We start from the raw sequence: 13,179 nt of genomic DNA, 5'->3' as shown, positions 1-13,179 counted from the left end.
CCAACTGACCACTTTTGGCACCCTCGTCGTGCCGGTTTGGAACTGTCATCATGCTCAAGAAGTTCATGTCGAAGCGCGTACGGATCGCCACGGGCCTGCTGTGCGCCACGATCGCCGCCACCTCGCTGTCCATGGGCGGCGCCCACGCCGCCGACGAGACGGACCTGCATGCTGAACTCCCCGCCCTGACCCTGGAGGAGATGGGCCTGCCGGGCGACTACGGCGTCACGCCGATGGCGGCCGCCGCATCCACCGGCCGTCCCACGTTCCAGATGCCGTTCAAGTGCGGCGAGACCTGGTACGGCGACTCCCGCTCGTACCACAGCCCCTCCCCCCACGCCATCGACTGGACGCAGGGCGGCTCCACGGTGAACTCCCCCGTGGTGGCCAGCGCCGGTGGCATCGCACACATCAAGGACAAGGGCGCGAGGAGCTACGGCAAGTTCGTGGTCATCGACCACGGCAACGGCTGGAGCACCCTGTACGCACACCTCAACGGCTTCAACGTGCGTGAGGGCCAGCGGGTGACCACCGGCCAGCAGATCGGCATCGTCGGCAGCACCGGCGGATCCAGCGGCCCGCACCTGCACTACGAGCAGCGGTACTACGGCGACTACCAGCGCACCGTCTTCAACGGCACCGCCTTCTACCCGGACGGCAGCCTGAAGAGCAAGAACTGCGCGACCCCGACCCCGGACCCGAAGCCCGAGGGCCCCGGCGAACCGGCGGAGCCCAGCGACAAGGGCATGAACGACCTGGCGTCCGCGGACCTCAACGGCGACAACGTCCTCGACGTCGTCGCGGTGGAGACCGCTACCGGCAAGCTGTGGATGTACAAGGGCAACGGCAACGGCACCATCGCCAGCGGCTCGTCACGCGTCCTGATCGGCTCCGCCGGCTGGAACGGCATGTCGAACCTGACCGGCGGCGACTTCAACAAGGACGGCAAGGACGACCTGGTCGCCGTCGAGGAGTCCACCGGCAAGCTGTGGCTCTACAAGGGCAACGACAACTCGACCATCTCGGGCGGCTCCGACCGCGTCCTGATCGGCACGGGCGGCTGGAACGGCATGTCCAACCTGACCGCGCTCAACCTCAACGGCGACGGCGTCGCCGACATCGCGGCGGTGGAGAAGTCGTCGGGCAAGCTCTTCCTCTACCCGGGCACCGGCTCGGGTCTGGGCACCCGCAAGGAGATCGGCTCCGGCGGCTGGAACGGCATGTCGAACCTGACCGGCATGGACCTGAACAACAGCGGCCGCCAGGACCTCGTCGCGGTCGAGAAGTCGAGCGGCAAGCTCTTCCTCTACCCGGGCGACAAGGGCTACCTGAGCCCGCGCATCGAGATCGGCTCGGGCGGCTGGAACGGGATGTCCGACCTGATCGGCGGCGACCTGTTCAACAACAGCCCGTCGGACGACCTGGTCGCGGTCCAGAACTCCACCGGCAAGCTGTTCCTCTACCCGGGCACCGGCTCGGGCCTGGGCGAGCGCAAGGAGATCGGCAACGGCGGCTGGTAATCGCACCATCGCGGATCCGACCGTCGGGAGCCGCTGAACAGCGCTGAGCAGTGCTGAGCAGTACTCAGAAGTGCTGAACGGTATGGAGAAGTGCTGAGAAGTGGTGCGCAGTGGCCCGTCCCTCGGGGGCGGGCCACTGCCGTTTCCTTACCCTTACCCCCTAGGGCAAGTACTTGCTAATGTGGAAAGTAGATGCCGGGCAGGCAGATCAGCGGTGCCCGGCGACGACCGAAGGGGGAGAGTCGTGCCCGAACAGGCGGACGCAGCAGCCGCTTTGCAGGGGATCGCGCGGATCGAAGCTACGGCGAAGGGCCGCAGCGGCTGGTACATCGGCTACCTGTGGCTGTTCGCCGCGTGGCAGCTCGTCGTGGTGCCCGCCGTGCTCTTGTGGCGCGGACCGACGGGGGTGGTCGTCAGCACGCTGGCGAACGCGCTCGTGGTCGTGGGGTTGTCCGTGTTCGCCACCCGGCAGCCCGTGGTCCCGCGCGGCTACGGCGGCAGGCACCTCAAGGTGATCGGTGCCTGGACGGTCACCTACCTCCTGGTCCTCGCAGGCGGCCTCACCGTCTTCACGGGCAGCGTCGCGTTCGCTGCCGTGGCGGCACTCGCGTGCGCGGCGCCGCCGGCCGCGGCAGCCTGGCGGGAGGCGCGAACCGCATGACGTCGCAAGCTCGGGCATCGGGGGCGGCCACGGGGCAGGGCCCCCACCCTCGACACGCACTCGAACCACTCCTCGGGTCGGCCGTCCGCCTGTCGATCGTCGCGGCTCTCGCCGCCGTGGGGAAGGCCGAGTTCGGGTACGTGCGGGACCTCGTGGAGATCACGGACTCCGCGCTGTCGAAGCAGGTCACGCGCCTGGAGGAGGCGGGCTGGGTGGCCGTCGAGAAGGGGCACGTCGGCCGCCGGCCAAGGACCTGGCTGCGCCTGACCGATGCCGGCGCGACCGCGTACCGGCGCCACATCGCCGCCCTGACGGCCATCGCGGGCCCCCTGCGCTGACCGGCCGGCGGGCCGGGACTGCGATCCGGCCGGCCGCGTCCGGTCTCGCCCGCGAGGACGCGGTCGACCCCGAGCAGGGGGTGCTGCTGGCAGGCTCGGTGGGCCTGGCGCTGATGGTGGTGCTGGAATCGCTCTCCCCCACCGAGCGGATCGCGTTCGTCCTGTACGACGTGTTCGCCCTGCCGTTCGACGAGATAGCCCCCCTGCTCGACAAGACCCCGGCGGCCGCCCGGCAACTGGCCAGCCGGGCCCGCCGCCGGGTCCAGGGCCGGGCCCCGGCCCCCGACCCGGATCCGGTGCTGCAGCGGGAGGTCGTCGACGCGTTCTTCGCCGCCTCCCGCGACGGGCACTTCGAGGCCCTGGTGGCCGTACTGCACCCGGACGTGGTCCTGCGCTCCGACGGCGGCACCGCACGCGCACGCCACACCGTGGTCCTCGAAGGCGCCGAGACGGTCGCCTCGCAGGCGCTCGCCTTCGGCCGGCTGTCCCCGTTCGTCCGCAGGGCCCTGGTCAACGGCGCGGCGGGCGTCGTCGTCATCGCCGAGGGCCGCCCGCTGTCCGTGATGGCGTTCACCGTCACCGGTGGCCGGATCGCCGCCACCGACGTCATCGCCGACCCGGACCGCTTGCGCGCGCTCGGCCTGGCATCGTTCGAAGACTGACCCGCCGGCACACCCCTCACGGGGTCGTGCACCCGCCGCCGGCGCTCCGGCTACGGGCCGCGGGCGACGGGCGACGGGCCGCGGGCGACGGGCGACGGGCGACGGGCGACGGGAGATGGGAGATGGGCCGCGGGCGACGGGCCGCGGGCGCCCGGACGCACCCCGGTGGATACTCCGCCGGGGTGCGTCCGCGCCCGGTCCCGGCGGCCCGTCGCGGGGCGGGCCGGGAACTCAGCCCGCCGGGCCCTCCCCCGTCTCCCCCGCCAGCAGCAGCTTCTTCTGCGGCTTCCCCATGGCGTTGCGGGGCAGCGATGCGACGAACCGCACCTCGCGGGGCCGCTTGTGCACCGACAGGTGCGCGGCCACGAAGTCCGTCAGCTCGACCCCCGTCACCCCCTCCGCGACGACGAACGCGACGATCCGCTGGCCCAGGTCCGCGTCCGGGACCCCAACCACCGCCGCCTCGCGCACCCGCGGGTGGTCCAGCAGCGCGTTCTCGATCTCCCCTGCGCCGATCCGGTAACCCCCCGACTTGATCATGTCGATGGAGGCCCGCCCCACGATCCGGTGCACCCCGTCCTCCTCGTCGACGGCCGCGATGTCGCCCGTACGGAACCAGCCGTCCTCCGTGTACGCCGCCGCCGTGGCCTCCGGCCGCCCCAAGTACCCCTGGAACAGCGTCGGCCCGGTCAGCTGGAGTTCCCCGATCTCCGCGCCCGGCTCGGCCGCGATACGGGTGCGGATGCCCGGCAGCGGTGTGCCGACCGTCCCGGGCCGCACCTCGCCGCCCGCCCGCCCGCTCACCGTGATCAGCGTCTCCGTCATCCCGTAGCGTTCCACGGGCCGCAGCCCGGTCAGCCGCTCCAGGTCCCGGAAGACCGGCGCGGGCAGGGCCGCGCTGCCCGACACCAGCAGCCGCGCCCCGGACAGCGCGCCCGCCGCCTGCGGCTCGGCGGCGATACGGGACCACACCGTCGGCACCCCGAAGTACAGGCTCCCGCCCGCAGCCGCGTACGCCTCGGGCGTCGGCCGTCCGGTGTGCACGAGGCGGCTGCCGGTGCGCAGGGCCCCGAGGACGCCGAGCACCAGCCCGTGCACGTGGAACAGCGGCAGCCCGTGCACGAGGGTGTCCTCCGCGCTCCACTGCCAGGCCGCGGCGAGGGCGTCCAGGTCGGCGGCGATCGCCCCGCCGGTCAGGACGACCCCCTTCGGCGCGCCCGTGGTCCCGGAGGTGTACAGCACGAGGGCCGGATCCCCGGGCCCGCCGCCGAAGCCCCCGGACCCAGCCGGGCCCGACGCCCCCGACGCCCCCGACGCCCCCGACGCCCCCGACGCCCCCGACGCCCCCGACGCCCCCGACGCCCCGGACGCCCCGGACGCCCCGGACGACCCCGACGAACGCCGGCCGAAGTCCACGTCGAGGAGCACCGCCCCGGAGTCCCGCAGGATGTGCTCCCGCTCCGCGGGCCCCGCATCCGGCGGCAGCGGCACGAACGCCACCCCGGCCAGCAGTCCGCCGACCACCGCGGCGACCGTCTCCAGCGACGCCGTCGCCGTCACCGCGAACGCCGGCGCCCCGGCCACGTCGGCGGCCACCGCCCGGGCCGCGCCGAGCAGTTCCTCGTACGAGGCGGTCCGCCCCGCGACGGCGATCGCGTCCCTGCGGTCCCCGTACACCCCGTCCAGCGCGGTCAGCACGCCCAGCCTCCTGCGATCACGTCACATCACCCTCACCCGGCAGCGGGTCCAGGAGCCCAGGCTAAGGCGCCCGGGGGTGACCGCGGACGGCTCCCGGCCACGTGTTGATCACGGCAGGGCCGGCACCGCGGCCCGCAGAGGAAGGTCGAGAAGACCCGCCGCCGGATGCCGCGGCCCCGCGGCCGGCTCCGACCGATGGGTGAGAGCGTGCCGAAGGAGCGCGCACGACGGGAGGGACACCCGGACAGGAAGTACATCGCGATGATCTACGGCACCCGGGTCAAGTGGGACTCCTCCCCCGCCGGAGCCTGGCCCGAGGCGATCGCCGACGTGGAGCCGGTGGAGCTGCGGCCGGTCCTGCACGAGGCAGCGGCGGACCTGTGACCGACCTGCCCGACCTTCCCCGCGGGCCCGCGGACCACACGGCGACCGGAAGCCCCGACCGCCCGGAGCGACGCCATCTCACCGGACGCGCGCGGCTCGCCGAAAAGCCGGCCGCAGGCCCGGGGTGACGTGAAACGATCGGCTGGCATCGGCTGCCGACGATTCGACCACCAGCAGGGGGAAGCGAACGTGGAATCCGCAAGACTCGCCTCGCTCATCGCCGCGACCGTCACTACGGGCCTGATGGCGGGACTGTTCTTCGCCTTCGACGTCTCGGTCATGCCCGCCCTGAAACGCTCGGACGACCGGACCTTGATCCAGGTGATGCAGCGCGTCAACACGGCCATCATCAACGGCCTGTTCCTGCTCGTGTTCCTCGGTGCCCTCCTGTTCACCGGCCTCGCCCTGACCCTGCACCTCGCCGACGGCGGCGGGTGGTCCGGGGCGGGCCTCCCGCTGACGGCCGCCCTCGTCGTGTACGCCTTCTCCCTCGGTGTCACCGCCCGCGTCAACATCCCGCTGAACAACGCCCTGGAACAGGCCGGGCCGTTCGACCGGATCGCCGACCCGGCGGCCGTCCGCCGCGCCTTCGAGTCGCGGTGGGTCACCGCCAACCGCTGGCGCACCCTGCTGTGCACGGTGGCCCTGGGGTGCCTCGCCTGGGCCCTGTCCCTGACCTGACGGGAAGTCGGACCGGGCCGGGTCGCCCACCGCGGCGAAGCGTCGTGGTCCCGGCCGCCCACCTCGGTAGGCTGCGATCATGAGCACCTCCGCCCTGCGCCTGGAACCGGTCACCGCCGCCAACTTCGACGCCGTCTGTGCGGTCCGGGTACGGCCCGACCAGGAGCACCTCGTCTCCCCCGTGGTCAAGTCCCTCGCCGAGGCCTACGTCCACGGGCGGGCCGCCTGGCCCCGCGCCGTCGTCGACGGCGACACGGTCGTCGGCTTCGTCATGGCCTTCGTCGACATAGCCTGGGACCCCGAACGCGACCCCTCCGACATCCGCTCCGGCATCTGGCGCCTGAACGTCGATGCCGCCCACCAGGGCAAGGGCTACGGCCGGTTCGCCGTCGAGGCCGTCACGGACGAGCTGCGCCGCCGCGGGGCGTCCCGCATGTTCGTCACCTGGGAGCCCGGCCCGGGCACCCCCGAGCCGTTCTACCGGACCCTCGGCTTCCGCCTGACCGGCGAAACCAGCGGCGGCCAGACCGTGGGCGTACGGGACCTGCCGCCGAGCCCCTGACCCCACAGGACCGAGCCCGAGGATCCACCCGGACCCGCCGCCCCGACCCCTCACCTCATCCGGCGGAGGCCGCGGGCACGGAGGCGGTACCCACGGGCGCGGAGGCGGTACCCACGGGCACGGAGGCGGTACCCACGGGCGCGGAGGCGGCGGCCCGGAACTCCTGCGGGCTGACCCCCCGCACCCGCTTGAACGCCGCCGACAGCGCGAACGCCGACCCGTACCCCACCCGCCGGGCCACCGACGCGACCGTGGCGTCCGGCTCGCGCAGCAGATCGGCCGCCAGGGCCAGCCGCCACCCCGTCAGGTAGGCCATCGGCGGCTCCCCCACGAGCTCGGTGAACCGCCGGGCCAGCGACGCCCGGGACACCCCGGTCTTCTGCGCGAGCTCCGCCACCGTCCAGCCGTGGGCCGGGTTCTCGTGCAGCAGCCGCACCGCCGGGCCCACCACCGGATCGGTCTGCGCCCGGTACCAGCCCGGCGCCCCCGACTCCGGATCGGCGAGCCAGGTGCGCAACACCCCGATCAGCAGCAGGTCAAGCAGCCGATCGAGGACGAGCTCCTGACCCGGCTCGTCCCGGTTGATCTCGGAGGCCAACAGGCCGATCAGGGTGGTGTCCGCCGCCGCTGCCGGCCGGATCAGGACGGCCGGCAGCGCACCCAGCAGCCGCCGCCCGACCTCGCTCGGCTCCAGGTACGTGCCGCTCAGCATGACCGCGGCCTTCTCGTCCGGGACCGGGGCGCCCCAGGTACGCAGGTCCAGGTCCAGGGCGCTACCGAGGTCCTCGCCGTCGGGCGTGCTGCACCGCTGGTCCGCGTCCACCGTGACCTGCACCGGTGTCCCGGGCGCGTCCGCGAGCGTGTACGGACGTGGCCCGCGTACGACGGCCACGTCCCCCGGTCCGATCGGCACCGGCGCACGCCCGTCGGGGAGCAGCCAGCCCGACCCGCGGACCAGGGTGAGCACGGACAGCGGAGCGCGGTCCTCGATCCGCACCGCCCACGGCGGGTTGAAGACCGATTTGAGCAGGAGCGCCCCGCGGGCCTTCGGCCCTTCGAGGAGCCCCGTCATCATGTCCACGCCCTCATCGTGCCCCGCGCGACCGCAGCCGTCACACGTCCCACACACCGGTCGCCGCCGCGTCCCGCGCGTACGCGGAGAAGTCCCGCGGCTCCCGGCCGAGCACCTCCCGCACCCCGTCCTCCGTGTGCGCGTTGCGCCCGTCCCGAAGCATCTCGAACAGGTCCGCGAACTCCTCCGGCACGTCCGGCAGCTCCCGCAGCGCCGCTCGGTAGGCCTCGTCGGAGACGGGCACGTACGCGATCTCCCGGCCGGTGGCCTTCGACAGCTCGGCCGCGACCTCGGCGAAGCCCATCAGCCGCGGCCCGGTCAGCTCGTACGTCCGGCCGACGTGCCGGTCATCGGTCAGCGCGGCGACGACCACGTCGGCGATGTCGTCCGCGTCGACGAACGGCTCGACGGCGTCCCCGGTCGGCAGGGCGATGGTTCCGCCGCGCACGTCGTCCACGAAGATCCCCTCGTCGAAGTTCTGGGCGAACCAGCCGGCACGTACGACGGTCCAGTCCGCTCCGGATTCCTTCAGGCGTTCCTCGCCCCGCCGGGCGCCCTCCTCGCCCCGGCCGGACAGCAGCACCAGACGCCGCACGCCGGCGGCCACGGCCTCCTTCGCGAACGCGCCGACCTTCCCGTCCGCGCCGGGGAACCCGAGGTCGGGGTAGTACGTCACGTACACCCGCTCCACCCCCTCCAGCACACGGGCCCACCCCTCAGGGTCGTTCCAGTCGAAGGCCGGATCCCCGGCCCGCGACCCGACCCGCACGGCCCGACCCTGTGCCGTGAGCCTCTCGACCACCCGACGCCCGGTCTTCCCCCGTCCTCCGATCACCAGCACATCGGACCCACCCTGCGCACTGCTCTGCATGTTCTTCTCGCTCTCGGCCATGCCCCAAGTCAAGCCCGCAGAGCCCGAGACGGGCCATGGCCGAGACCCTCACCCGCATACGCGAGCGTCTTACCCGGCCTTGACGCCCGTGTTCTGGCAGGCCGTCAGCAGCCAGGGCCCGTCCTCCCCGTCGCGCGTCATCACGTACAGCGGGGCGCCCTCGCTCTCGACGGCCCCATCCGTACTCCGGTACAGCTGTCGCACCTTCACGGCGACCACGTCCGGGCGCAGGAACTGCGTGTGCACCACCTCGTACGTCACCTCGCCGTCCCACTCGGCCGTCGGCAGCACGGCCCGGGTGAACTCCGCTATCGCGTCAAGGCCGATCAGCACCTTGCCGTGCGCCGTGGTCCACAGGGCGTCGGGGTGGAACAGGGCGAGGAACCCCTCGGGATCCTTGGCCCGCTGCGTGCGCTGGACCTCGGCAACAACCTCTGCAACGGCCTCCAGGGCCTTCGTCTGCTCGCTCATGCAGCCATCGTGCCGCCTCAAGTGGGGTTGAGGTCAAGGAATGTGATCACATGTCGGTATGACCCGCACCAAGAGTCTCTACCTGCTCTGTTCCGCCGCCCCTCCCGTCTTCGACGTGGCCCATGTGATCGAGGATGCGCAGGCCCGCGGCTGGGACGTCTGCCTCGGCCTCACCCCCACGGCCGCCCATTGGATCTCCAACAGCCTCGACGGGCTGGCGGCCCTGACCGGCCACCCGGTGCGCTGGCAGTACAAACTTCCCGGCGAGCCCGACGTCTGGCCGGCCGCCGACGCCCTGCTCTTCGCCCCGGCGACTTTCAACTCGCTCAACTCCTGGGCCTTGGGGCTGACCGACCGGTTCGCGATCGGTGTTGCCGCCGAGGCCGTCGGCAAGGGAACTCCGGTCGTCACGATGCCCTGCACCAACGCCGCCCTCGCCGCCCACCCGCAGTTCGACCAGTCCCTGGCCACCCTGCGCGGGGCCGGCGTCACGGTCCTGTTCGGCGAGAACGGCTTCGTCCCCGGCCCGGCCGGCGTCGACGCCCCGCCGCACTTCCCGTGGCAGCTGGCCCTGGACACGGTGGACGCCAACGCCACCCCCACCCCCTGAACGGCGACCGTTAACGCCGTTAACGCCCACCCCGCCCCGCCCCCGCCACCCCGCCCCCACCGTTAACGCCGTTAACGCCGCGTACGCGAACCTCCTCAGGAGAACGGCCCGGTGGGGGGCGGGGCCCGGTAGAGGCGGAGCCGAAGAACTCAGTAGCAGGCCCACCCCCTCGTAGACGATCATGCGAGGCATGAGTGACCTACCCTCCCGCTGGAGCCGGGCGAGCGTCTACCCCGACATGTGGGCCGACCCGGACGACGACCCCCGCAACAACGAGGACAGTCCGGAGGGCGAGCTCGCGACCCTGCTGGACTTCCTGGCGAACTACCGCATCACCCTGCGGATGAAGTGCGAGGGCCTGGACCCGGAGCAGCTCGCCCGCCGCTCGGTCCCCCCGTCGACGATGTCGCTGCTCGGCCTGCTCCGGCACCTCGCGGAGGTGGAACGGGACTGGCAGAACTGGATCCGCGAAGGCGACCCCCTGCCGATGCTGTACGGCGACCCCGACGGGGACTTCCACGGGGCCGTCCCCGAGCAGGCCGTCGTCGACGGGGCGTACCGCGATCTGGAACGCGAGCAGGCTGCCACCGACGCCGCCCTGGCCGCGCACCCGGACCTCGGCGAGCGCGTGGGCAAGGAGGGCATCACCGTCCGAGAGCTGATGGTGCACAGGATCGAGGAGTACGCCCGCCACTGCGGCCATGCCGACCTGCTGCGCGAATGCGTCGACGGAAGAGTGGGCCAGTAAGACGGGACCCGCACCACGGCGACCGAACGGGCGCGGGACACCGCCCCCACGCAGCCGCGCCGGCGGACAGGTGCCGGCCGGCGACGCCCTCGCTGGCGCCGAGGATGACGACGACACCGTCGCGGTGTCAACGGTCAGCTTCGCTCCGGGGTCGAGCTACTCCGCCGTGGGGATACCCGACACCGAACGGCCAGCGCGCCGTGCTGCGGCATCCGGAGGGTGAGGTCTTCGAGTACGTCGGCCCCTGCTTCGGGGCTTCGGGCCGCCCGGTTATCCCGTTCGCTGCGGCAGCGGGGGCTTGGTGCCGTCGTACCGGGCCAGCAGTTGCTGGCCCGGTACGAGCCCAAAGGGCTCGCGGGACGGGAGTCGAGGGGTGTTGCCGGCTGCGCAAGGCACCCGAGGTCACCCCCGAGTAGTTCGGAGTCGCCCGCGCCCCATTAACGGCGTTAACGCACGGCCGCCGGCCACCCGATCCCCCATGGCTGTCGCCCGCTCCGGCGCCACCGCCGCCACTCCATGCGGGACGCTGCTTCCACGTGGTTGCCACAGCAGCACCGGTAACGCCGTTAACGCTTTCCGCATCCCACCACCGACGCACCACGGAACCTGACACGCGCCCTCCCGGTCCTGGCCCTCTCCCAGCGGACAGACCGTTAACGCCGTTAACGCCCGTCAGCCCATAGCGTCCACCACCGAGGCCGCAGACCATTAACGGCGTTAACGCCCATCCCCGGCCGGGCCCCTCGACCCGGCCCCTGCGAACCGCAGCCGAGCGGAACAGCAAGCCCGGCGAGGCCAAGACCGACGCGAAAGACGCCTTCGTCAACGCGGACGCGGCCCGCGCGATGCCCCACGCGCTGCGGGCGATCGTCGGTGAAGACGAGACGATCGCCGAACTGGAGACGATCGTCGAGTTCGACGACAACCGAGGTCGGCGACGGCAGCACCGACCCAACCGCAGGCGACCTCGCCGCCTACGCCGGACTCGCCCCGGCGACCCGGGGCTCAGTGTCCCTGGCCTACTACGCCAGGAAGGTCGCCCACGGCAAGCACCACACCCAAGCTCTGCTCTGCCTCGCCAGACGTAGGGCCGACGTCCTATTCGCGATGCTCCGTGACGGAACCTTCTACGAACCGCAGCCGTCGGCCGCCGTCATCTGACCTGGGGGTCTGCGAGGAGAACGACTCGATCGGCCTCGATGTCGAAGCCGAGCACCAGATGCCCATCAGTCGCCATCCAGGTCCATCAGGACGGGCTTGCCCAGCCGTCGCCCGATCTTGCGGAGGAAGCCGCAGAACACATCAAGTCGATCCTGGCCCTGCAACTCCCGCAGGTACTGGCACTTCCAGCCCCGTCCGACCCAACGCACCCCGTTTCCCTTGACCAAGCGGACAGGGCCCTCGACACCGCTCCGGAGCCCCGACCGTGGCCGTCAATGGCTGCGGGTCAGCCGCCAGACCTGATCCTCGCCGGTCCCCGCCGGGGCGAGGCGTTCGGCAGGGCGGCGGAGGTGTTCGGTGAATCCGAGGCGGGCTGGGACGGCAGCGCTGGCGCGGTTGGCCGGGTCGTGGACGACCTCGACGTAATCGACGCCGGGGAGGCGGAAGGCCTGTTCGACCAGGGCGCGGGCGGCCCGAGTGGCCAGGCCACGGCCGGTGGCGGCAGGGTGCAGCCAGTAGCCGATCTCACGGCCGCTGTCCGGGGTGTCCCCGCGCCGGAACAGCATGCAGGCGCCGACGATCACCCCGTCAGCCACGATCGCGTACGTGAACACCTCGCCGCTGGCCCAGAGCTCCGGGCGGCGTGTCAGGAAATCAGCGGTCTTGGCCAGGCTGTGCTCGGCGACCCAGGGCATCCACGGGCGCAGGTGCTCCAGCGACTCCTCAAGGACCTGGAAGAACTCCGGAAGGTCCGCCTCGCCGTTGAAGCGGCGCAGCGTTAGGTCGTCCAGTTCGATCACCGGCTGTGGGAGGTCCATGCCAGGAGCATCGTGTGCGGGCACTACCGCCAGCAAGAGGATTGCGTAGCAGGGCTTAACGCCGTTAACGCATCGGCGCCCCGAGCAGCGCACACCGCAGACACACCTCCGGCAGGGCGCATGAGGATCCGGTGCCGTGTGCCTAACGGAGCGGCCCGCCCGGCCCCGGACCGTTAACGCCGTTAACGCCGTTAACGCCCCACCGCCGGCCGGGCCCCCACGCCCGGAGCCACCGCCCGTGGTCCTTGGCGCAACTCGCCCGTGTGGTCCTCGGCCTCCACCAAGGCTGGGAGGGCTTTCCGAGCCACGGACGTGGCAGCTCGTTGCCGGACCAGGGCAGGACGCAGACGTCATGATGGGACACCGGTTACACGGCCACACGGCCACACGGCCACGAGTACCCGCATACCGCTAACGCCGTTTGCACCGTGTGGTGATGGTCGAGCGCTTGGTGCCGGACGAGTTGTGGGAGCTGTTCCAGGGGGTGGTCCCGCCCGCTCCGGCACGTCCGCAGGGCGGCGGCCGACGCCGGTACGGGGACCGTGAAGTGCTGGAGCCGCGATCACCTTCGTGGCTACCACAGGCTGCACGTGGCGGCAGCTGCCGCCGGTCTGTGGGCCCTGAAAGGGGGAAACTGACAGGTCGATCCTGTCGACCGGGGGAGAAGGGCTCGAAGATCAATTCGGTCACCGAGCGAACCGGTCTGCCCATCTCCGTCGGTATGTCCGGCGTGGACCTCCACGACAGCCAGGCGCTTGAGCCGCTGGTGCGCAGCATTCCGCCGATCCGGTTCCGCCGCGTCCCCCGTCGGCGACGGCCCGCCAAGCTCCACGCGGACGAGGGACACGACTACGACCACCTGCGCCGATGGCTTCGCTCGCGCGGCATCCGGCCTGACGGG

The 13,179-nt window shown here is 72.1% G+C and carries 14 protein-coding genes and 4 pseudogenes; 12 read left to right on the top strand and 6 right to left on the bottom strand.

Annotation, left to right across the window (positions count from 1 at the left end; genetic code table 11):
• The first annotated feature begins 50 nt into the window (after positions 1–50).
• The 4 genes from ACFV7Q_RS12275 (at position 51) to ACFV7Q_RS12260 (ending at position 3,181) form a co-directional block, all read left to right on the top strand.
• Positions 51–1,520: a peptidoglycan DD-metalloendopeptidase family protein gene (locus ACFV7Q_RS12275; RefSeq protein WP_385427227.1), complete on the top strand. Its 1,470-nt coding sequence runs from the start codon at positions 51–53 to the stop codon at positions 1,518–1,520.
• A gap of 244 nt (positions 1,521–1,764) precedes the next feature.
• A complete protein-coding gene (locus ACFV7Q_RS12270; RefSeq protein ID WP_385427225.1) occupies positions 1,765–2,181 on the top strand; it encodes a hypothetical protein in 417 nt (138 codons plus the stop codon).
• The gene (locus ACFV7Q_RS12265; RefSeq protein WP_385427222.1) at positions 2,178–2,519 is read left to right on the top strand and encodes a winged helix-turn-helix domain-containing protein; all 342 of its coding nucleotides are present in this window, start codon (positions 2,178–2,180) and stop codon (positions 2,517–2,519) included. The genes ACFV7Q_RS12270 and ACFV7Q_RS12265 overlap by 4 nt, the downstream gene beginning before the upstream one ends.
• Positions 2,520–2,599: 80 nt before the next feature.
• Entirely contained in the window at positions 2,600–3,181 is a 582-nt protein-coding gene (locus ACFV7Q_RS12260; RefSeq protein WP_385427219.1) for a sigma factor-like helix-turn-helix DNA-binding protein, read from the top strand.
• A gap of 231 nt (positions 3,182–3,412) precedes the next feature.
• Here ACFV7Q_RS12260 and ACFV7Q_RS12255 read toward each other — a convergent pair whose 3' ends face one another.
• On the bottom strand, positions 3,413–4,879 hold the full coding sequence (locus ACFV7Q_RS12255) for an AMP-binding protein (protein ID WP_385427216.1): 1,467 nt from the start codon (positions 4,877–4,879) through the stop codon (positions 3,413–3,415).
• A 195-nt stretch (positions 4,880–5,074) separates the two neighbouring features.
• On the opposite strand from ACFV7Q_RS12255, the gene ACFV7Q_RS12250 reads away from it, so the two are divergent.
• The 3 genes from ACFV7Q_RS12250 (at position 5,075) to ACFV7Q_RS12240 (ending at position 6,506) form a co-directional block, all read left to right on the top strand.
• A complete protein-coding gene (locus ACFV7Q_RS12250; protein ID WP_385427214.1) occupies positions 5,075–5,263 on the top strand; it encodes a hypothetical protein in 189 nt (62 codons plus the stop codon).
• A 189-nt stretch (positions 5,264–5,452) separates the two neighbouring features.
• Positions 5,453–5,944, top strand: a complete 492-nt coding sequence (locus ACFV7Q_RS12245; RefSeq protein ID WP_385427211.1) for a DUF1772 domain-containing protein — start codon at positions 5,453–5,455, stop codon at positions 5,942–5,944.
• A 79-nt stretch (positions 5,945–6,023) separates the two neighbouring features.
• The gene (locus ACFV7Q_RS12240; protein ID WP_385427208.1) at positions 6,024–6,506 is read left to right on the top strand and encodes a GNAT family N-acetyltransferase; all 483 of its coding nucleotides are present in this window, start codon (positions 6,024–6,026) and stop codon (positions 6,504–6,506) included.
• Between the two features lie 55 nt (positions 6,507–6,561).
• Here the strand turns inward: ACFV7Q_RS12240 and ACFV7Q_RS12235 are convergent, their stop codons facing one another.
• The 3 genes from ACFV7Q_RS12235 to ACFV7Q_RS12225 all read right to left on the bottom strand — a co-directional run bounded on the left by ACFV7Q_RS12235 (position 6,562) and on the right by ACFV7Q_RS12225 (position 8,941).
• Positions 6,562–7,587, bottom strand: a complete 1,026-nt coding sequence (locus tag ACFV7Q_RS12235; RefSeq protein ID WP_385427205.1) for an AraC family transcriptional regulator — start codon at positions 7,585–7,587, stop codon at positions 6,562–6,564.
• 31 nt (positions 7,588–7,618) lie between these two features.
• Positions 7,619–8,470 carry an NmrA family NAD(P)-binding protein gene (locus ACFV7Q_RS12230; RefSeq protein WP_385427202.1) on the bottom strand — a complete coding sequence of 284 codons (852 nt, stop codon included), beginning with the start codon at positions 8,468–8,470 and terminating at the stop codon, positions 7,619–7,621.
• A 69-nt stretch (positions 8,471–8,539) separates the two neighbouring features.
• Positions 8,540–8,941, bottom strand: coding sequence for an SgcJ/EcaC family oxidoreductase (locus ACFV7Q_RS12225; RefSeq protein ID WP_385427200.1), 402 nt, complete (start codon positions 8,939–8,941; stop codon positions 8,540–8,542).
• 58 nt (positions 8,942–8,999) lie between these two features.
• Here ACFV7Q_RS12225 and ACFV7Q_RS12220 point away from each other — a divergent pair, with 58 nt between their 5' ends.
• The 4 genes and pseudogenes from ACFV7Q_RS12220 to ACFV7Q_RS12205 form a co-directional block, all read left to right on the top strand.
• Positions 9,000–9,551, top strand: coding sequence for a flavoprotein (locus tag ACFV7Q_RS12220; protein WP_385427198.1), 552 nt, complete (start codon positions 9,000–9,002; stop codon positions 9,549–9,551).
• A gap of 181 nt (positions 9,552–9,732) precedes the next feature.
• Positions 9,733–10,299 carry a DinB family protein gene (locus tag ACFV7Q_RS12215; protein WP_385427195.1) on the top strand — a complete coding sequence of 189 codons (567 nt, stop codon included), beginning with the start codon at positions 9,733–9,735 and terminating at the stop codon, positions 10,297–10,299.
• Between the two features lie 707 nt (positions 10,300–11,006).
• Positions 11,007–11,195, top strand: a pseudogene (locus ACFV7Q_RS12210) (transposase); the annotation flags it as partial.
• A gap of 7 nt (positions 11,196–11,202) precedes the next feature.
• A pseudogene (locus ACFV7Q_RS12205) lies at positions 11,203–11,460 on the top strand (transposase); the annotation flags it as partial.
• On the opposite strand, the pseudogene ACFV7Q_RS12200 reads toward ACFV7Q_RS12205, so the two are convergent.
• Both ACFV7Q_RS12200 and ACFV7Q_RS12195 read right to left on the bottom strand, forming a co-directional pair.
• Positions 11,453–11,633 (bottom strand): annotated as a pseudogene (locus ACFV7Q_RS12200) (hypothetical protein); the annotation flags it as partial. The pseudogenes ACFV7Q_RS12205 and ACFV7Q_RS12200 sit on opposite strands and share 8 nt — an antisense overlap.
• A gap of 99 nt (positions 11,634–11,732) precedes the next feature.
• Complete coding sequence (locus tag ACFV7Q_RS12195) at positions 11,733–12,278, bottom strand: GNAT family N-acetyltransferase (protein WP_385427193.1); 546 nt, start codon at positions 12,276–12,278, stop codon at positions 11,733–11,735.
• A gap of 436 nt (positions 12,279–12,714) precedes the next feature.
• Here ACFV7Q_RS12195 and ACFV7Q_RS12190 point away from each other — a divergent pair.
• Positions 12,715–13,167, top strand: a pseudogene (locus ACFV7Q_RS12190) (transposase); the annotation flags it as partial.
• Between the last annotated feature and the right edge of the window lie 12 nt (positions 13,168–13,179).

It is taken from the genome of Streptomyces sp. NPDC059851, from assembly GCF_042732005.1.
GTDB lineage: Bacteria > Actinomycetota > Actinomycetes > Streptomycetales > Streptomycetaceae > Streptomyces.
This window is presented reverse-complemented; position numbering and strand designations above follow the sequence as displayed.